We start from the raw sequence: 19,578 nt of genomic DNA, 5'->3' as shown, positions 1-19,578 counted from the left end.
GCAAGAAGAGTTTTCCCTTTCGGCGCCATCGACGCGCCTCCCTAACCCCGGGCAACAGCAGATGTACTCTTATGCCTGAAGCAAACCCATCCCCCCGGATATGTTGCCTTGGAGCCGAAAAATGACGGACAACCCCAACGAGATCTTCCCTGATTCAAACGAAATTGACGTCAGCGTTGTCATCCCTGTCTACAACTGCGAGAAGTATCTACACGAGACAATCGGCTCGGTCAGAGCTCAGGACATGCCCCCCGGGTCGGTAGAGATCATCGCCGTGGACGATGGGTCCACAGACGATTCTCTGAAAATTCTCGATGAACTAGCCGAAGCCAGCGACGACCTCCACGTCTATTCGATCCCTAACAGCGGTTCTGCTGCTGCACCACGTAACGTCGGGCTGGAACATGCCCGCGGGAGATATGTCTTCTTTCTCGACGCGGACGACAAGTTCTCCCCGAACGCGCTTTCTCGACTGACCGAGGTCGCGGACAGCACAGGCTCGGGCGTTGTGCTCGGCAAGATGGGGCTCTTCGGCAAGCAGAGGGCCGGAAGTGTGCCGACGACTGCTTTCCGTAACACTCTTTTTGCAGTCGATTTCATCGAGTCAAAGGCCAATTCGACGCTCGGTGCGTGGAAACTGTTTCGCAGATCGATCTTGATGGACAATGACGTCCGATTTCCGCTCGGATACAAGATCGGCGAAGATCAGCCGTTCACAATGAAGGCGTACCTTCACAGCCCCCACATCTCGATACTTACTGATCAAGTTTATTATTGGCTGCGCGGCAGAGACGACGGAACCAATATCACCGCGACTGGCCAACCCCCGCGCAAGCATCTGTCCCGAATCCTCACGCTCATCCAAACGATCGTCGATAACACCGAACCAGGCGAACGCCGAGATCATCTACTTAGACGCCCGATCATCGGGGGTGCCGGAGTCACGGCGGTGTTCGGCAAAAAGTTGCTCCCTGCACACAACCGATCTGAGAGGGAGGAAATGCTCGCCGAGTTCAGCGATGTCGTCACACCGCTGTGGAATCCCCGAATCCGCGATCACGGAACTGCGGAGTCACAAGTTCTCGTCGACTTGGCGTTAAGGGGCGACCTCGATGAAGTCGAGGAGGTGAGCCGCATTCTCCACGAGAAGAAGCCACTGCCCATCAGCCTAGATTCCGATGAGTCGCAGTTTGTGTATGTTCCCCAGCGTGGAGGAAAGATTGGCGACCTCAAAGTGAACCTCCGCGCTCACCTCGAGTCGATCGCAAACAAGAACACAGCGATCACATTCACCGGAGAGTTGGGAGTCAATGGACTGAGTACACCACCGGAGTCAGCGCGCCTAATATTCCGACACCGCAAAGTTGGTGATGAAATCACTCACGAACTCGACACCGCACGATCCTATACACGCAGTTTCGGCACGCGAGTTCGCTTCCGGACGACTTTCGACGTCGCTGCGCTCACCGATTCGTCCGTATGGGACATCGATGTCGAAGCGACATGGGGCGGAATTCCAGTCCGACAACGGTTCGGTCAGTCGCGGTCGAAAAGTCTCGACATCTCACCTATGCTCATTGGGAATCCCCTCGATGCTGTGGTCTTCTTCGCCAAGTCCGAAGGCCTCTCTGTAGATGTGGGTCCCACCGAGGAACACGCCAACGCCAGGGACCGAGGAGAGACACACCTTGTCGACTCCTACCGAGTAGGACGTTCAGAGGTCGGCATACTCGCCGGCCAGGTTCGCGATCTAGTCTCAGCCAAAATCTGCACAAAATCAGGTTCGCACACAAAACCAGTAGAACTCATCGTTCATTCGCCCACATCGGCTTCCGTGATCATGCCCTATGGGATCACGAAGAAGGGAGGATGGACGCTGACGCTCGCTGATGCAAGAGGCACCACCATCGACATTCAGGGCTCAGACCGGTAGGCCACCATTTCCACTCAGATGGCCCCTTCGGTGGCTTTCGCCTCGAAGCATCCACGACGACACTTGATACGATCGCCCTCGTAACGCGGCACATCGGCATTCGCAACGGCGAGAAATGACACAGCCGAATAAGAGCTGTCGCAGCTCTCCTTTCCAGTTCGTGAAGTGGCTGTGCCCGTGCTGTGAAGGAAACTTCAAGCGTGACCCTTTCCCGCAACCAGTATTCCCGGGAAACGGGTCACGCTCTGCATAAATTGCTATTTAACACTGCATAGTCTGGCATACGGGGCGCTCACCAATTCGCCCCGAAAATCAGCGGCAACGAATCAGCCTGTCATCATGATCCGGTCAATCGACTGCGCAGTTTCTTCATTACACGCCCGACTGAGTTCGGAGGCGTTGTTTTCTTTGGTCCCGTATCAGTATCACTGGCAACGTTCTTGCGGATCTGGTCCTGATAAAAACCGTAAGAACGGCGTAATTTACGACGCATCTTTTCCTGGTACTGTTTGCGCGAGGTTCCCGCATATCGGGGCAACTTCGCGCGGAGCTCTTCAAGCGAATAGGGTTCCATCTGTTCTCCAGGCTTCAGTATGTCCTTCATCCCCGAGAACAGCGTTCGATAGACCGAGATCATGAAGTCGTCATCTTTCTCCACTCCCTCGCTCATTGCTCTGTCGAGTGCGCTGAGAACTGTGGACGGCTTCCAATCTGCCGAATCCAGCGCTCGTTCCGGATACCCCACAGACCGATAGAAGTCTGGAACCTTGAAGTTCCAAGTCAGCCCGATCGAAGGTATCCCGAACGCGAACGAGGTGATCGACGCGTGAAGACGATAGGCGATGACACCATCACAGCTGCGAAGCTGTTCGATGAGCTCTTCTGGTGAGTTGAGTGTGACTGCAGCCTTCTTCCCCTGCACCCCGTGGTGTCGAACCAGAGAATCGAGGAAGATCTCATCGTCGAAATGACCAGTGGTGAAAAGTCGATAGTCGTCGCCTCTAGCGTTCAGCTCGTCGATCACACCCAGCCAGAAGTCGCGCTGATCAGCTTCGCTGAATGAAATTCCGTTGTCGGGGAACACACCGGACCTGGTGACGACGAGGCCGATACGTTTCCGGCTGCGTCCACGCGGGTCTTCAATCGGAAGCACCTTCTCAAACACCGAATTAGCGAAGACAGCGGGGTCAGACACGAGCTCCGTAGGAGTCCCTGTCCCCTCAACGTATTTCTGTGTCGATTCCAGATCGTCTCTGGTGGTGATCTGGCGGACGACTGGTTTCCTCAGTGCAGTCTGCAGTGCCAGCGAACGTTCGTCTGCGTCATTGTAGGGCTCCACACCGATGCTGGAGAAGAGCACAGGGACCCCGTACTCCTCGGCAAGTTCGACCGTCCGGATAGTTCGCCGGTAGAAGACTTGGTAGACGTAGTTGAATAATGGCGCGCCGCCGAAGACTATGATGTCCGCCCTGGAAATGGCACGTCGAGCCGGCTCGAGCAGAGACTCGTCACCCGTGCTCATGTATTTCTTGCTGATGATGCTGGCGGCTCGGCTGCGAATAATGAACGAATCTGATGCAATTCCAAGGTTCTCTGCAGCCGCTTTCAACAGGCTGATAACAGAGGCTTCAATAATCTGATCACCGATATTGTCAGAATCTCGGTTAGTCAGCAGCAGAACTTCAGTGCGTGCCACGTTTGGCTCTTTCTCTAGCGTTAACAATCAATCCATTGACTGTGCTTTGTCGTATAGCTTCTGGTAGTTCTCGTAAGTACGACGCAACTTCCGGTTGACTTTCTCCCGGTACCCCTTGGGACCAGTAGCCAACTGGCGCGGCATCCCTTCCCAGAGCTCTGAGAGTTCGTAGGGAGTTGCAGGATTGCCGGGAGCGAGCACGTCTCGGATCCCTGTGAACAGTGTGTCGTAGACGGACTTGAGAAATTCTTCGTCTTTGACGACTCCGTCCTTCATCGCTCGCTCGATCGCGGGAACGACCTTCTCGGCTTGCCACTCTTCCGGGCTCAGCGCACGATCCCCATAGCCCACGGATTCGTAGAAATACGGCACCTTGAAGTTCCACGACAGGCCGACAGAGGGAACGCCGAGCGCAAACGACGTGATGCTCGCATGCAGCCGATAGGCGATGACCCCGTTGCACCCACGCAGTTCGCGAATGAGTTCGTCTGGAGAATTCACCGTAACTGCAGCCTTTTTGGCCGGAATACCAGAGGTCTTGATGAGGGTGTCGAGGAACACCTCATCTGAGAAATGGCCAGTGGTGAAGAGACGGTAGTCGTATCCCTTCTCTTCGAGCAGTGCGATCGTCTCGAGCCAGAATCTGCGCTGATCATCTTCACTGAAGTCGATGCGGTTGTCAGCGAAGATACCCGCCCTAGTGACAACCAGACCGATACGTTGAGGTTTCGGTTCCGCAGCACCTGGCGCCTTAGCAACTGGTTGAACCGGAGCTGTCGCGGGCTGAGCCACGCTGGCTCCAGGTGACCTGGCGACAATGCTTTTGACAATTCGCTTGAGTTTCCACTTCGCTCGCACGGGGACGGACGGCACTGGCTTAGGCGCCGGGGCAGGTTCTGGCTTCTTGCGATAGACGATATCGGCCAGTACTGCGGGGTCGGCAACGTGGGCGACCGGGGTACCGGATCCTTCGGCATATTTCCGGAGTGATTCGATGTCATCGCGCGTTGTGATCTGTCGGACCACCGGAAGTTCAAGCGCCTTCTTGAGAGCCTGGCTTTTTTTGTTCGCCGCATCGAACTTCTCCACACCGATGCTCGAGAAGATCACCGGAACGTCATATTCCTGAGCCAGTTCCAGAGTGATAATCGTACGACGATAGAAATTCTGATAAGCATAGTTGAAGAGGGGCGCCCCGCCAAAAATGATGAGATCGGCCTTCGAAATTTCTTCACGAGCCGCTTTCAACAACTCCGGATCTTTCGTGGCCATATATCTCTTCGAAATGATCCCCGCAGCACGGCTGGAGATAACAAAATCATCTGTGCTGAATTCGAGATTCTTCATCACGCCTTTGATGATGGACAGCACGGTCGCCTCAATGATTTGATCGCCGACATTGTCCGAATCCCGGTTTGTCAGTAACAGAATTCTGGTGGGGCTCATAGTCGTTCAAGTCTCCTCGTCGTTACAGCGATCGACGCCGTTACCGATATTGTGGCACGTCGTGCCGGCTGGTGAGTGCAAGAAACATCGCGTCTTTCGCTCAGATGATGACTGGCCCGTCTTCGAACGCACGTATTGTCCGGGAGACGCCGTCGGCAAGCGAAGTTCCCGCGTCCCAACCGAGCCCGGTGAGCCTGGCAGCGTCCAAGCCGAGTGACGCTACCGGGGAGAAAGAACGACCGTCTTCTGGATTGACGAAATCCAGCTCGAGCTTCTTATCTGGCCGTGCCGCGGCAAAGGTCTCCGCCAGTTCACGGATGCTGATGTTCCCAGCGGGATCGGCGACGTTGTAGACCTGTTCGTCACTCCGCAGATGGGCGAAGAACAGTCCCTCCACGGCGTCCGCAACGTACGTGTAAGTCCGGGTCGCGGCACCGGCACTCATCATCCGCACATTGCGACCTCGAACTACGTCGGCGAGGAAATCCGCTTGTACTCGACCGTCGTCGAGAGCCATTCCCGGGCCATAGATATGCCCGAAACGCAGACTGAGTCCCCTGATACCGAACTCATCTGCATAGGCAGCCAGGGCAGTCTCGGCGATGCGTTTGCCTTCTGAATAACTGGCGCGTGGCGCAAAATGCTGCAACGTTCCCTCGTCGTCCTCGCTGATAAGGCCACTGCCTTTCACCGCCCCGTAAACCTCTGACGAGGACAGGAGGACAAAGGACTTCCCGCCCGCGTCGACAAGCGCGTCAAGGAGGTTGATCGTCCCGAGGGTATTCGCCTTAAGAGTCGTGACGGGGGACGACTTATGCAAGCTCGGTCGAGCCGGCGAGGCGCCGTGGAAGATCGTCGAGAACTTGCGTTCGAAACTCTTCGTGTCGATGACGTCGCTGGCCAGCAGGGTGAAATCTGACCGCTCGAGTGCGGAGCCGAATCGCTTTACTGCCTTGTCCCGGTTCCGCACCATTCCCGTGACATGGAGTCCGAGGTCGTAGGCATTGTTCGCGGCCAGCAGTGAACCAACAATGTACATCGGGATCATGCCGGAGGCACCGGTAACGAGAATCTTCGCATTCCGGTACTGTTCCCATGGCAGCCGAGCCGAGGCGATGCGTGCGACGTCCTCGGAGAATACCGGCGTGTCGAAGAGAACGACGTCCGTTGCTTCCGAAACAGATGCGACCGCTCCGCCCTCATTCGCCACCGAAGGCCTCCCTGTCTTCGATGAGAGTGAGGAATGTCCGGCAAACATAGTAGTCCGAGGCAGTGGTGATTTTGATGTTCGTCCGCGGACCTTCGACTCGGTGCACGTTATATCCGAAGCCGTTCATGAGCGTGCATGTGTCGATGGAATCGTTCTCGCCTTCAGCGACAGCACGGTCGTATCCGGCAAGGACGTCCTTGAGCGGGAATGTCTGCGGGGCCTGGGCGGTCCACAACGGGTCCCGAGGAATGACCTCTTTGATGCCGGCGCCTTCTTCGACAACGACTGTCTCTGTCATCTTCGTACAGGTGACTGCCGAACCGAATTCACGAGCACTCTCGATGTTCCGCGAGACGAGGTCGGCATCGATTAAGGGACGGACACCGTCGTGGATGAGCACGATGCTGTCCGGGTCGTTGTGTTCAGCAACGACCTTGAGCGCATTGTGTCGCGATTCCTGGCCTGTCGACCCTCCGTCGACGATCCATTGCACCTTGTCCAGCTCGTAACGTTTGACCAGGCGTTCCAGGTGCTCGCGATATTGCGGAAGGATGGCGACTGCGATCGAGTCGATCTCCGGATGCTGCTGGAAGATGTCGAGCGTGTGCACGATCACCGGTCGGCCGTGGATCTCCAGGAACTGCTTCGGACGTGAGCTGTGCGCCATTCGAGCGCCGACGCCTCCTGCGAAGACTACTGCGATGTTTGCCATTGGTTCTCCTCGTCCTCTTCTTCGGTCTTATAGCTGCCGTCGGAATCGTTGTCCGTCGGGTCGTTGAGCTGGTCTTCTTGCCCGGGTGCGCCGGGATCTTCCTCACCGACACGTTCGGACATACGGTGATCTTCGTCTTCGGAAGGCACCTGTGGTTCCGTGGCAGGCTCGCTGAGGATGAGCGTGTCGATCACTCGGTCGGAGTTGTTCGTGTCCACGTAGTCGAAGTTCTCTTTGACGAACTCCTTCGTCGCTTCGTTGCTCAACTGGGGACGGCGGAGCAGTTCGACGAGTTCGTCGAAGGTCGTAGCGATGCTTCCCGGGGCGGCTTCCCGGTAGTCTTTGTGCATTCCTCGCGTCGCAGAATAGGTATCGAGATCGTAGGCGAAGAAGATCATCGGGCGCTCGAGCAGCGAATACTCGTAGATGACCGACGAGTAGTCAGTGATGAGCACGTCCGAGATGAGCATCAGATCGTTGGTGTCCGGGCAAGACGCGACGTCGATGAGTCGGTCGCTGAATTCCTGTGGAATCGGAGCCGGATCAGGCACGAAATGATGCTGTCGGAACAGCACGACGGAATCGTCGCCGCACGACTCGTACAGCTCCCGGAAATCGATCTGGTCGTAGTCGTAGTGGGCGTCTCCAGAGCCGCGACCGCGGAAAGTAGGCGCAAAGAGAATCTTCCTCTTGCCTTTCGCCGTCGGGAACTGCTTCTCGAAGTCGACAAGGACCGCTTCTGCACGTCCTTCTCTAAGGAAACCGTCGATACGGGGCAGACCGGTCGCGAGGACTGCTTCTCTCTCGATGCCGAAAGCTTCGCTGTAGACATCCCGCAAGTGCTGGGAACCGCAGATGGCATACGAATAGAGGCGATGGGCGTTTCGCAGATTCGGTGAACCGTACTGCCCGAACCGACTGTATCCCACTGACTTGAATCCGCTGCCGGCATGCCACAGCTGGATGATCTTCTGTTCGTCTCGGTTGCCCAGGTCCTTGAGGATGGCGAAGTAGTCATCGATGAGGATGGTGTTCGCTTTGCCCATCTCCCAGGCCAGCGCAAACGCACTCTGGCGGCTGCTGGTACGGCCGGTACGGAACGAATAACCGAAGTTGAACTGCGAATCGAGACCGCGTTCGAGCATGCGGTCATGTACGGCTTTGAGGTTGCCCTGCATGTTCGGACGGGCCTCGGAGGCGAACAAGATGTTGCTTCCGTCAGACGGCCGTTTGTAAGCAGAGATGGCGAATACGGTGCGCAGAGCCTTCCGCTTGGTCTTCGTCCACTTCTTGCGAGCCTTCGACTTCAGGCGTGCCACGGTGGACGAGGGCTTGCCTCCGGAACGTCCGAAGGAATACGTGCGCATGAGGAAATATGGAGCCGCCTCGTCGTCTGAGATGCCGAACGTCACGGTGTATGCGGAGAAGTTCTTGTTGTAGACGAATGCTCGTGAAGCATCCCCGAGCTCTTCAGCTCTCGCCAAGGGGTACGCGGCAGGAAGGTTCTCTTCCCCGCGTCGAGCCACAAGGTAGTACGTCCCATTGGGAACCTGAGCACGACGATTGAACTGGGTCACGTTGATCGTAAGCTCGAAACGCCCCTCCCCCAGAGGTTCTGCACGAACCGGGAGTTCGACCTCATAAGGTCGCGAGTTCGGGGTCAGGAAAAACGAGTCAGGGGCATCGCCGGAAACCCTGACGACAAATGTCAGAATCACACGTTCCCACGAGATTCTTTCAATTGTCAGCTCATCTACCACAGGTTCCCCTCACCAGCATGATTTTGAAATGCTGACGCAACTCGTTCACTCTCAATTAACGTTGATAGCCTAGCAGTTTGCCTGTGGCAGTCGGTAACTAAACGACACGCCCGCGGACCGCATCCGAGCCGGTGGCTTCGTGTTCTCATGGGCTGTCATGAAACGATATTCTGGCCGAGTCGTCGGTTGCATCTAAGGCATTGAGCCGTTGCGAATCCGAATTCACAACTGCAAGGAGTTCGAACAGTGGCTAACCCGGTCCGATGGGTCGCACGCACCGCGGTGCGTTCTAGCGCGTGGAAACGCACCAGCAAATGGATCAGGGGAACCGAGCGGTGGAACCGCCTCGAAGACGAATATGACGGCAGCTATGTCAAAGCCGAAGTTGTCGTCTACTTCGGCGACCGCAGTTCGAAGTTCTACCAACTCGAACAGTGGCTCCCGGTCCTCGAGCAGCTCCATAAGGAGCACAGGGTCGTCATCGTCGTGCGAAAAGGTTCAGCCTTGACCAGCGTGTTGGAAACCACTCACCTCCCCGTGGTGTTCAAACGAAAGTTCGATCCTCTGCAGACCTTCTACCACGCCAATGACTTCAAGCTCGCTCTGTACGTCAACAACGGAATGACGAATTTCCAGTCGCTCAGCTTCGCTCCGATGGTCCATGTCCATGTCAATCATGGTGAGTCCGACAAGCTGAGCATGGTGTCCAACCAGGCCAAGGCCTATGACAAGGTCTTCATTGCCGGCGAGGCCGCTGTGGAACGACACCGCAGGGCTCTCATCGACTTTGATGAATCCCAGCTAGTCCGAGTCGGCCGGCCCCAATTGGATATCGAAAGGCCGCTCGAGCTCGAACCTTCGTCGGCCAGGACGATCATGTATGCGCCCACATGGGAGGGCGAGAATGATGCGAACAACTACACCTCGGTCGATCGCTTTGGTCCGCAGATCGTCGAAGCCGCCCTCCGGATTCCCGGTGCGCGTCTGATCTACAAACCCCATCCTCGGGTCGAAACCTCCAAAGACCCGGACGTGGTCGAGGCGAATGCTCGAATCCTCGACCTCATCGAGGCGGCAAATGTGTCGATCGCCAACGAGACTCAGCAGCACCAGGTGCTCATGCAGGGAGACATCCTCGGCATGTTCGACACGGTCGACCTGCTCATCACCGATATCTCCAGCGTCGGACTCGACTTCCTCTATCTCCACCCGGATAAGCCGCTCGTGCTCACCGACCGTCGCAGTGACACCGAATCACTCAATGCCGAGGCGCCGATCAGCCGCGCCGCGCCCCTCATCAACGATGAGTCGATCGGAAGTGTCGAATCACTGCTCAAAGAGATGCTTGTGCGCGATTCTTCTGCAGAGATCAGGCATGACCTCCGCCGCCACTATTTCGGCGACGGCAAACCCGGATCATCGACCGTTCTGTTCACCGAGGCGGTGTCCAGGCTGATCGCCGATCGTACGGCTGCGCTGCAGAGCTACCATACCGAGAGCGTCAACGCCGAGGCCGACGACGAATAGCCGCGGCCGGACTCGGCCAGCGGGTCATCGCCGCGGTCAGCGCGTCACCGGAACAGGCGGACGCCAGAAGCTCGAATTACTTCCGAGGTCTGACCGAGAGGTTCCCGTGCTTCGTCGCATACCATTCTCTGGCTGTCGCAGTCGTGACGCGGAATCGCTTCGGAGTGCTGATTCTCCGCTTCGATGACCACAGATCATGGGGTCGGCGAAGAAAGACATCGAATGTCTCACCAGCGGACTCGGAAAAGCTCTCATCGTCCACGTCGAACGTAAGCACCGTTCGGTGCCCGAACCGGCGGAATGAGATCTCGGACTGGTCGCAGAGGAAGAACGTACTGAGCTCTCTGCCTGCGACGACCAACTGAAGTGTCTCTGCAACCGATTTGTGGATCCCGCCGATCTCGACCTCGACTCTGCATCCTCCCGTTATCGGTTTGCAGGTGAGCTTCCTGGCCCTGACCGACGGAACCTCATATTCGCTGCCGACCGCTGGGAGATCAGCGAGCCTCATTTCGGCTAACGCTTTCCGCCAACGAAGGTATCCGGCTTCGGGGAGGTAGCGTTCGACGGATCTCACCGCTGCTCGACGCATGGACTCCACTTCGCTGGGCTCCAGGGAGAGGAATTCCTCTATCTGGTCGGCCAGTGCGTCGATGTCGCTCCACGGCGTGATGAAGCCGTTATCGCCCTGATCGATGAGATCTTGCGGCCCGTAGGTGATGTCATAGACGATGGGAACACAGCCGGCGCCCATCGCCTCCAGCAGGGACAGCGGCAGACCCTCGCTTGTGCTGGTGAGCGTGGAGAACGACGCCGACGTCAATCGTTCATGCACATCATTGACGTACCCAGGCAGTGCGACGCGATCGCCGAGGTCGAGTTCATCGATGAGGGTTTCAAGCTTCGGCCTTGCGGGTCCCTCTCCGAGCACGGTCAGGGAGACTGCTATACCGCGGTCGCGCAGCTTCGCGACCGCGCGAATCGGGTGCTCGATGCGTTTGAGGTCAATGAGGTTCGCGACCATTACAGCATTCCCCATGTCTCGCCGCATCGGTGGATCAGAGACGACTGATCCTTGCGGCAGCTCCCCAGTCAGCAACCCGATGTTGTCGCCGGAGAAGCCCATCGCTCGAATTGCTTCGGCCTGCTGTTGTGTCTGTACTCCGACGATGTCGAATCGGTCGAAGTTGCGCATCGTATCCGTACGAGCCCTCAGTGGCTGCCCGTGATCGCCGTTCCACGGTCGACGGAGATGACTTCCGTGGAGGAAAAGGATGAGCGCGAAGTCACGGTCAGAGATCTCATGGATGAATTCACTGACCTTCTTGTCATCGACGATGACAGCTGCCGGCGACTTCGTCACGGTCGCTGTGATCCACGCATTGTAGAAATCGCGCGGACGACACCATTCGACCATCGGCTCCCCCGCCGGAGAATGCAGGATGAACCGTCTGCCCAGTTTCGGATCCTCAATGTCAGCAAGCAGCAGACTTCCGTCGCCCCGCAGGTAGTTGCGCCGGATGACACGACCGGTCCGCGAGTTTCGGAACACGTCGTAGAAAGCGGTGATGTTCTCGAGTTCGCCGTCTTCGTCGGGGATCGGCATCCTCGGGGGCTCACCCTCAAGGCGGGCCAGTTCGGCTTCGCTTCGTCCTCGAAGATCCTGCCAGATATTGACCAGTTCAACGTCCTCTCGCATCTTCCCCTGTGCGATCAGACGATCCCTGATCTCATCTGTCTCCATGCGCGGACTGAACGTGAGAATGGTCTGTGACAGCGGGCTGCCAAAGTTCTGGAAGCTCCGAACCCGACGCAGCGCAGCCGTCGTCATGCCGCCCATGGACTCCGGAATGCCCCAGAGCACGTTGTATACGTGGACTGCGTCGGTCCCAAATGCGGGACCGTCTGGTTCAACGTCCCGGCTGTTGCCGTTTGGGTTCGTTCGGGCTTGCAATCTCACAAGTGGTACCTTTCCTCAAAGCTCATCGACGACAAACGGGCAATCAGCGCGTCAGTGCCATATGGCCGAAGTGGCGAGCCTGACGGCGCCAATTGACGATCTTGGGAACGTCCGATGCCTCCCACTGGGCTTGGATGTTCCAGTCATCGCCGAGGTCGGCATACCGTTCTCTCACGATCATCTGCATCGCCTCGATATAGCTGAGGCCATTCTGCTGCACGAGACCGAGGACTCGTTCCACGACATCTTCGCTGCGCAGTCGAGCCAGATTGAGCACGGCAATCTGCGGATCGAACGGCACGAAGTCTTCGCTCATCCCTGCGTGGCTGGCGAAAACGAAGTCGAGGGCGCCCGTGTGATCGTCACCGAACGAGCTCGCGATCCGCCGCATCAGTGTGAGACCGCTGGAGCGATTCTTCCTGACGTCATGTTTCGCAGCCAGCAGCGTGTCCTTGAAGTCGACGGTCGAGAGCTCGGTGATGTCTGCGGATACCTCGGCGGCCGCAGGCACAACGACGACACGCTCATGGTCCGCAAACAGCGCAGGCAGAACGGCAGACAGAACTTCAGACGTGTTCTTCTCGTCGCCCAATCCCACCGCCGGAAGGATGTCGATGCTCCCCTGGGTGAGCTCGCCTCGGATCTCGTCGACCTCGGTTGACGTCAACGCACCGTTCGGCAGCCACACTCTGTATGCGGCTCCCGTGTGGGTCTCGATACTGCGGAGAGCCTGCCCAACCAAAGGCGCCTCGCCCTTCTCAACGGTCATGAAAATGTCGGTGACCTGCGCTTCGGGTACGGGCCGTTCGATCCCGTTCAGCGCCGAGACAACGGACCTGCTTTCCGCGACGGGTAGTTCGGCAGTGGCCAGGTACTCGTCAGCCAATGCCATCGCGTCTGCCGTGATCTCGACCCACTTCGCGTAGATCTCGTCTTCGGATGCGCCCGTTGCGATGAGGGGCAGCAGCACCGAGAGCTTATCGAGGATTCCATTGCGAATGGCATCGAACTCGGCAGCGTCGATGCCGATGAGTCCGCCGAACCGCGAATCGGACTTGTTCTTAGGTTCGAAGTCGACGTCGGCACCGACCGATCGTGCCGGCAGATTCGCGTGCAGGCGGGAAGTGAGGACGTGCTTGTACTTGTAGGCATAGTCAGCAACCCAGTTGCGTGCGAGTTCCAGGTTCTCCGGGAACGATTTGTCGCGGATCGCGGTGACGGTCTGCTTCTTCTTCGGCCCCTTGTTGTCCTTCGTCCAATCGACTCGCAGCGTTCCCGAGCGACGGTCGGGTGAGGGCGCAGGGAAGAGAGTGTCGACCGTCGTCGTCAGGCATCCGGAGAAGAATGCGGGCACGCCGACTGCGCGCAGCACGGCGACGGACTGCCAGTCGCGGCAACCGACCGGTCCGTACTTCTTGAGGTAGGCGATGGCTTCGGGAGTGAGCATCTCGGGGTAGCGCACGAACACGGACAGCAGGATCGGGCGGAGATTCGGGTGGAACGGGATGTTGAACGACTTACCGAAGATGTCGTGCATGTACCAGCCGAAGGCGATGTACCAGGTGTCTTCCGGAATGTCCTGATAGACGTTGCCGTCTCGATAGACCTCGACGAGGTTGAGCTCAGCTTCAGGTCCATCGTACTTTCGTTCCTCTTTGACTGACCTGCGGAACTTCTTGAAGAGCTCGGTCAGTCCCTGGTCACCCGAGAAGCTGAGATTTTCGTACCGCAGAAGATGGCCGATCGACGCGATCGTCTGGATGTAGTCGCCGATGTTACGCGAACGGATCCCCGGCTGGTCGTAGCTGAGGACACCGAAGTTGCGCTTGCCGGCAGTCGTCGGAAGCGATTCGAGGTGTTTTCCTCCCGGGAGCCAGTCGCGCATGCGGTTGAGTTCGTAGCGCACGGCCGGATCCGCCTCGTCATCCATCTGGTCGAGACGCGTTTCGACAAGAGTCCGGACATGGTCGAAAGCGTCAATGCAGAAGGCCGATTCGGCGGTGCGCAGCACTGCCTTCGCACTCCACCGTCTAGTCTCGCCCGATTCGTCCGCACTCTCCAGGATCGGGATTGCGTCGTGTCCGAGCGTGTCGATCGCGGTTGGGTAATACTCCTCGGCGGCCGCAACGATGATGTCCCGGTCATCGATCTTCTCAAACTGCGCCCAGGCAACCTCGGAGTCCGATGACCGCTGGTAAGCCATGCCTAGGAGAACCCTACCGGCTTCCTCGGTGGAGGGATTGCTGCGGAGGTTGAGCCCGATCGACACGGTGTCAGCCAGGTGCCCGGCAGCGACGAGTGACCGGCCGACCTGCACAGCTGCGGGACCGAACGACGATCCCTGAGTCAGGGCCTCGGACAATGCCGCGTGCGCCTTGAGGCGTGCCAGTTGCCGTGCCTTGGTGTCGACCTCTCGGGTCGACGGCGCAACGGTCCATCCGTCGATGTCCTCTGCTGTCGCTCCGCGCAATCCTGTTGCCAGTTTCCGGTAGGCGCGAGCGGTCTCGGTCGCGATTTTCTTCGGTTTGCCGGACGACTTGCCGGTGCCGCCGGATGCGCGCTCGCGCACGTACTTCGTCCCGGAGGCCCGCTCGACCACGGGCAGTGCACGACGGGCGATTCCGTGGACGACTGGCTTCACCAGTTCGCGTCCCTTGCTGAAGTATCGGTCGGCAGCGTTTCGTCCAGTGGTCACTCGTTCAATCCTTTGCAGAGGTTTCGGTGATCGGTCGTTCGTAGCAGTCGGTGGTCAAGAGCAATCAGGCACACGGTATACGACTTGACTGTCAGTTCGTTGAACCGCATAGGTCTCAATCGAAGGTGCCGAGGCCCGTCTTGCGGAGGCTTGCGTCGAATTGCGGGGCAAGAGTCTGCGCATAGGTCGCGGTGATATGGGCGGTGTCGAAATAGGTGATGACGCCGCCGATGACAGGCTCGCAGCGCCCCTCGGGGCAGAACCAGTCTTGGGGGTAGATGACCGACATCTTCTTCGAGTCTATGGTCTTCGCGGAGGCCGCGAGCGGATCCATCCAGTGCCATGATTCCGGAGTTCCGGAGCACTCTTCGAGGTCGTCTTCATGCTTGGCAACGCAATCCGGCACGGTGACACCTGCCCCGCCTGGGTATGGGGTATCCCGAATGACCACAACATCCAAATCAGCATCGACCCAGCGCTGCAGGATCTCACGATGTCCTTCAGGCGCCTTCTTCTCTGTTTCTTCCCAGTCCATACCTTCCAGCGGCGTGGACTGCCGCTCGGAGGTGATGACTGCGTCGAAGCCTCCTTCGGTCGTTCGTTTCGAGACCCATTCGGCGTATTCCTGACACCCCTTGGTTTCGTCCTGCGTCGACAGGTCCTGAGGCAGGGTAGAAATGCTGCAGTTCGAGGCGAGGAAAGTGGTGATCGTCAGATCTTGTTCATCGGCCAAACGCTCGAGGGTCGGCAGCCAATGACCGGCATGCGAATTTCCGACGAGTGCGACATGTTTCGACCCGTCGCCATAGGTGCATTCCGGTTTGCTTGCGTATGGCGCACTGGCCCAACAGCCATCCGCGTAGGCTTTTGACTTGTCTTTCTTCGCCGCAGCGGGCTCCATCTGCAGCGAATCCTTGTCTTCGCAGTTGGGATTGTCCTTTGCGTTGGGTAGGAGAATCCCTGCGCCGAGGCAGGAGTCGGGATCGTCCAACTGGGCCTGCAGTTTGTCTTCGTTCTGCTCGACGATGGTGTTGGCGATGACCATCTGGCTGAGTCCCAGTGCGGCGACGAGCGCCATCGCCAAGGCTGCGAACGCGAATGTCTTCTTCGAACTGCTGAAGAACGACGACTTGCGGAATCTGTTCTCGACCCAGGTTGTCGAAGCCCAGGCCGCGATGATCGAGACCAAGATGATGGCGATATTGTCCAGGACGCCGAGACTCTCGGAGCGTCCGAGCTTGGCCGAGAGGTACGGCACGAGGACGATGAGGGGCCAATGCCAGAGATAGACGGAATACGAGATGTCACCGAGGAAGCGCACCGGACGCAGTGACAACAGTGGAAGCACAGACGCCCGGCCCCGGGAGTCGGCGAGGATGACGAGTGCAGTCGACACCACCGGGACCAGCGCGATGTAGCCGGGGAACGGCATGTCTGCGCGGATGAGGAAGGTGGCAGCCACAATTCCGGCGAGACCGATCCACCCGAGCACTGAACTGAATGGAAGCCGTTCTGGTCGAACATAGAGCACGAAGACGGCGACGAGGCCGCCGGTGGCCAGTTCCCACATCCGGGTTGGGGTGATGAAGTAGGCCATTGCAGGTTCGTTGGCGGTGTACCAAACAGAGAAGACGAACGAGGCCAGGAAGATCCCGAGAACGGTGAATCCGACGAACTTCTTGGACCGTCCGAGTTTCGTCCCTACGAGGAAAGCCAAGCCGATGATCATCGGCCAGACGAAATAGAACTGTTCCTCGACCGACAGCGACCAGAAATGCTGGACCGGCGACGGAGCATTGTCGGCGGCCAGATAGTCGACGCTGGATACGGCAAAGTCCCAATTGACGACGTAGAGCCCTGCGGAAAGGATCTGGCGTCCGGTGTCGGCCCAGATTGATTGTGGAGCAACCAAGAAGGTTGCGATGCCGACGAGGAAGAGGACGAGCAGGGATGCCGGCAGCAGCCGCCGGACCCGTCGTGCCCAGAACTTTGCCACGTCCCCCCAACTCTGTGGCGGGGACTTGATGAGGTGGCTGGTGATCAAAAAGCCGGAGATGACGAAGAAGACGTCGACTCCGACGAACCCGCCGACGAACCGATCGGGCCACAGGTGATAGAGCAGAACGATACCCACGGCCAGGGCTCGCAGCCCCTGGATATCGGAACGGAAGCCCGAGGATTTGGGCACGCTCGACCTCTGCGGGGAGTATTCAGCGACGGGGGCTGTCGACTGCATCAATCGGCTCCACTCAGTTTCTCAGCCGGTTGGTTCGGACCCGACTGTGGTCCCTGTCATTTCTCGCTTCTTTCGTACGCAGCAGACAGCATGCTCTCCGGAGAATCCCCAGTCTGATTACTGCTGTAACGATGCGCGCCGTTCCGCCATGGCAGCGTGAAGTCACACGATCGGCGGCCGGCCATGCCGGGACATTCGAAGCACGCCCCTTCTTGACAGCTTCTGCCTGTCTTCGTCTTGACCCCACGGGTCGAGACGCCATCCGGCGCGCCATCCTTCCATCCACGCTTTGAGTTGGTGAGGCTTATTGGCCCACTTGATGAACTGCATCAATGTCCATGAACCCACATAGGCCCAGCTGAACGGCCACGGCAGATTACGCCGCGCCAGCCAAACTCGGTTTCTCGCATTCATGTAGAAGTATTCGTCGTGGCGCCTCGGGTCGATCACCGGGTGGGCGACGGCGAGGTCACCCATGTACCAGACGATGTAGCCGGCGTCCCAGACCCTCCACGCGAGCTCGATTCCCTCGTGCGCGTACCAGAACGGTGCCGGCCATCCACCGCACTCGTCGAAGGCCCGGCGCTGCATGCAGACTGCGCCTTCCCACACCGAGAACACATTCGATGAATGGTCGGCGCTTCCCTTCTTCAGTCTGGGAATCCACCGTTTCGGTGCATCTGGCCCACCGGGCTCCTCAACCCTTGGCTGGATCAGTCCGATCTGCGGTTTAGTCCGCATCAGTTGTGCCATGCGCATCAGCGAGGTGTCGTCCGGCAGCCATGCGTCATCGTCAAGGAAGAACAGGAACTCGCCGTCGACGTGAGGGACTCCGGCATTGCGGCCGGCAGGGATTCCGAGGTTCTCTGGCAATCCCAGTTTCTTGACCTGGTCCGGTATGCCTTCCGGCTCCCAGCCGTTTCCTACGCAGACGATGTCGAGATCGACGCCCTTCTGCGCCAGCAGTGACTCGAATCCACGGTTGAGGTCGTCCAGCCGCTTACCTTGGCTGAGAACGACAACGCCGAAGGTGTAACGTCGATTGTCTTCGATTCGCTGGGAGAGGATCCTCGATGACTCACTCATGACAGCCTCCTTGATGCCATGATCGACATGAAGTGGCCGATGACGGAGAGCAGGCACAGCGGAGCCATGATGAGGACGAGCCACCGTTCGCCGAATAGAGGCTCAGCTCCTGCCGATACTGCTATCGCGGTGACGATACTCGCCGCCAGTGCCATCAATGACATCTCCACCGAGTGGAATATGCGGTGGAAAGGCACGAACCGAGCGATTCGTTTGAGAGTGGCAACAACTCCAGGGTTCAGCGCTGTGGCTTCCTTCGAATCCGCGAGCTTATCGAGTCCGTTGAATGCACGGGAGACGTGAACCATGTCGTTGAGGGCTTTGTTGAGAAGTACCAATCCCGCCAGAACCGTTCCGGCAAGCAGGAGCGGGTAGGAACCGGCGGGGTCGTCGATCAGATTGTTCCACTCCCCCACAGCTCGGATTCCGAGCGCAACCGCAACCAGGCCCTCGGTCGTATAGTGGCCGACCTTGTCCAGAAACACACCTTTGGCGCCGCTGGTTCCGCGCCATCGGGCGACCTCACCGTCACAGCAGTCGATGTACATCTGGACTTGCGAGAAGAAGACAGCAAGGACAGCTCCCCAGATGCCCGGAATCAGAAGGCTCAATGCGATGCACCAACCGGCCAAGATCATCAGGCCGGTGACGCCGTTGGCGCTGATCCTCGTGCGTACGAGCAGCATCGTGAAATAGATCGAGATATGGCGGAGGTAGAGCTGCGCCGACCAATGTTCCGCATTCTTGCGACTGCGAACCTCGATCGGCTGTGCTTTCGCCCGAAGCTCCGACAGTGTCGGATGTTTCGCCGAAGACTTTTCGGGCACGTCCGTTCCTCTCAGATCCATGGATGATGTCCAGCAACGATAGCGCGAAGTTCACGCCGCTGCTGTCAGGACTTGCCCAGCTCGCTCTTGATCCGCGTTGTCGAGATCTCGGGCGTGCGTTCCAGATAGACGACTTCGCACTTGTCTTTGAGGAAGTCGAACTTCCCGGTCCAGTCGTCCCCCATGACGAAAGTGTCGATATGGTACTTATCGATATCCGTAGATTTCTGCTCCCAGTTGTCCTCCGGAACGACGAGATCGACATAGCGGATCGCTTCGAGCATGTGTTTGCGCTCTTCATAGGAGAAGTACGACTTCTTGCCCTTGCCAGCATTGAACTCGTCACTGGATAGCGCAACCACAAGATAATCACCTTGATCTTTGCACCGTTGGAGCAGTCGAATATGCCCGTAATGGAGCAGGTCGAAAGTTCCGTACGTGATGACTCGTTTCATTGCTGATTCCGTCCAGAGGTCAAAGCTCACCTCGT

Annotated in this window: 14 protein-coding genes; 3 read left to right on the top strand and 11 right to left on the bottom strand. The window is 58.1% G+C overall.

What is annotated here, in order from left to right:
• The first annotated feature begins 121 nt into the window (after positions 1–121).
• Complete coding sequence (locus tag HIM68_RS05975) at positions 122–1,933, top strand: glycosyltransferase family 2 protein (RefSeq protein ID WP_172170632.1); 1,812 nt, start codon at positions 122–124, stop codon at positions 1,931–1,933.
• Between the two features lie 337 nt (positions 1,934–2,270).
• Here the strand turns inward: HIM68_RS05975 and HIM68_RS05970 are convergent, their stop codons facing one another.
• The 5 genes from HIM68_RS05970 to HIM68_RS05950 all read right to left on the bottom strand — a co-directional run bounded on the left by HIM68_RS05970 (position 2,271) and on the right by HIM68_RS05950 (position 8,574).
• Entirely contained in the window at positions 2,271–3,629 is a 1,359-nt protein-coding gene (locus tag HIM68_RS05970; protein WP_172170630.1) for a polysaccharide pyruvyl transferase family protein, read from the bottom strand.
• Positions 3,630–3,656: 27 nt separating this feature from the next.
• Positions 3,657–5,075 carry a polysaccharide pyruvyl transferase family protein gene (locus tag HIM68_RS05965; protein ID WP_172170628.1) on the bottom strand — a complete coding sequence of 473 codons (1,419 nt, stop codon included), beginning with the start codon at positions 5,073–5,075 and terminating at the stop codon, positions 3,657–3,659.
• Positions 5,076–5,175: 100 nt separating this feature from the next.
• Complete coding sequence (locus tag HIM68_RS05960) at positions 5,176–6,285, bottom strand: NAD-dependent epimerase/dehydratase family protein (protein WP_172170626.1); 1,110 nt, start codon at positions 6,283–6,285, stop codon at positions 5,176–5,178.
• Positions 6,275–6,997, bottom strand: a complete 723-nt coding sequence (locus HIM68_RS05955; RefSeq protein WP_172170624.1) for a 2-C-methyl-D-erythritol 4-phosphate cytidylyltransferase — start codon at positions 6,995–6,997, stop codon at positions 6,275–6,277. Before HIM68_RS05955 ends, HIM68_RS05960 begins: the two co-directional genes overlap by 11 nt.
• Entirely contained in the window at positions 6,979–8,574 is a 1,596-nt protein-coding gene (locus HIM68_RS05950; RefSeq protein WP_367647449.1) for a CDP-glycerol glycerophosphotransferase family protein, read from the bottom strand. Before HIM68_RS05950 ends, HIM68_RS05955 begins: the two co-directional genes overlap by 19 nt.
• A 429-nt stretch (positions 8,575–9,003) precedes the next feature.
• Here HIM68_RS05950 and HIM68_RS19300 point away from each other — a divergent pair, with 429 nt between their 5' ends.
• Positions 9,004–10,284, top strand: a complete 1,281-nt coding sequence (locus HIM68_RS19300; protein WP_367647448.1) for a CDP-glycerol glycerophosphotransferase family protein — start codon at positions 9,004–9,006, stop codon at positions 10,282–10,284.
• 76 nt (positions 10,285–10,360) lie between these two features.
• On the opposite strand, the gene HIM68_RS05940 is transcribed toward HIM68_RS19300, so the two are convergent.
• Positions 10,361–11,479, bottom strand: a complete 1,119-nt coding sequence (locus tag HIM68_RS05940) for a glycosyltransferase (RefSeq protein WP_172170620.1) — start codon at positions 11,477–11,479, stop codon at positions 10,361–10,363.
• 240 nt (positions 11,480–11,719) lie between these two features.
• Between HIM68_RS05940 and HIM68_RS05935 the strand changes: the two genes are divergently transcribed.
• Positions 11,720–12,058, top strand: coding sequence for a hypothetical protein (locus tag HIM68_RS05935; protein ID WP_172170618.1), 339 nt, complete (start codon positions 11,720–11,722; stop codon positions 12,056–12,058).
• 229 nt (positions 12,059–12,287) lie between these two features.
• On the opposite strand, the gene HIM68_RS05930 is transcribed toward HIM68_RS05935, so the two are convergent.
• From HIM68_RS05930 to tagD, 5 genes are all read right to left on the bottom strand, one after another.
• Entirely contained in the window at positions 12,288–14,939 is a 2,652-nt protein-coding gene (locus HIM68_RS05930; protein ID WP_172170616.1) for a hypothetical protein, read from the bottom strand.
• Between the two features lie 115 nt (positions 14,940–15,054).
• The gene (locus HIM68_RS05925) at positions 15,055–17,175 is read right to left on the bottom strand and encodes an acyltransferase family protein (RefSeq protein ID WP_172170614.1); all 2,121 of its coding nucleotides are present in this window, start codon (positions 17,173–17,175) and stop codon (positions 15,055–15,057) included.
• Positions 17,176–17,337: 162 nt separating this feature from the next.
• Entirely contained in the window at positions 17,338–18,261 is a 924-nt protein-coding gene (locus HIM68_RS05920) for a glycosyltransferase family 2 protein (protein ID WP_172171357.1), read from the bottom strand.
• Positions 18,258–19,088: a CDP-alcohol phosphatidyltransferase family protein gene (locus tag HIM68_RS05915; RefSeq protein ID WP_367647447.1), complete on the bottom strand. Its 831-nt coding sequence runs from the start codon at positions 19,086–19,088 to the stop codon at positions 18,258–18,260. The genes HIM68_RS05920 and HIM68_RS05915 overlap by 4 nt, the downstream gene beginning before the upstream one ends.
• A gap of 65 nt (positions 19,089–19,153) precedes the next feature.
• Entirely contained in the window at positions 19,154–19,543 is a 390-nt protein-coding gene (gene tagD / locus HIM68_RS05910; protein WP_172170610.1) for a glycerol-3-phosphate cytidylyltransferase, read from the bottom strand.
• Positions 19,544–19,578 lie beyond the last annotated feature (35 nt).

It is taken from the genome of Brevibacterium sp. CT2-23B (genome assembly GCF_013168765.1).
GTDB classification, from domain to species: Bacteria; Actinomycetota; Actinomycetes; order Actinomycetales; family Brevibacteriaceae; genus Brevibacterium; species Brevibacterium sediminis.
Note: the sequence above shows the minus strand (reverse complement) of the source record. Positions and strands in the feature narration are given on the sequence as shown.

Coding starts and splice junctions, on each gene's coding strand:
- HIM68_RS05975 (WP_172170632.1), top strand. CDS start 122: ATGACGGACAACCCCAACGAGATCTTCCCTGATTCAAACGAAATTGAC.
- HIM68_RS05965 (WP_172170628.1), bottom strand. CDS start 5,075: ATGAGCCCCACCAGAATTCTGTTACTGACAAACCGGGATTCGGACAAT.
- HIM68_RS05955 (WP_172170624.1), bottom strand. CDS start 6,997: ATGGCAAACATCGCAGTAGTCTTCGCAGGAGGCGTCGGCGCTCGAATG.
- HIM68_RS05940 (WP_172170620.1), bottom strand. CDS start 11,479: ATGCGCAACTTCGACCGATTCGACATCGTCGGAGTACAGACACAACAG.
- HIM68_RS05935 (WP_172170618.1), top strand. CDS start 11,720: ATGCAGGATGAACCGTCTGCCCAGTTTCGGATCCTCAATGTCAGCAAG.
- HIM68_RS05925 (WP_172170614.1), bottom strand. CDS start 17,175: ATGCAGTCGACAGCCCCCGTCGCTGAATACTCCCCGCAGAGGTCGAGC.
- HIM68_RS05920 (WP_172171357.1), bottom strand. CDS start 18,261: ATGAGTGAGTCATCGAGGATCCTCTCCCAGCGAATCGAAGACAATCGA.
- tagD (WP_172170610.1), bottom strand. CDS start 19,543: ATGAAACGAGTCATCACGTACGGAACTTTCGACCTGCTCCATTACGGG.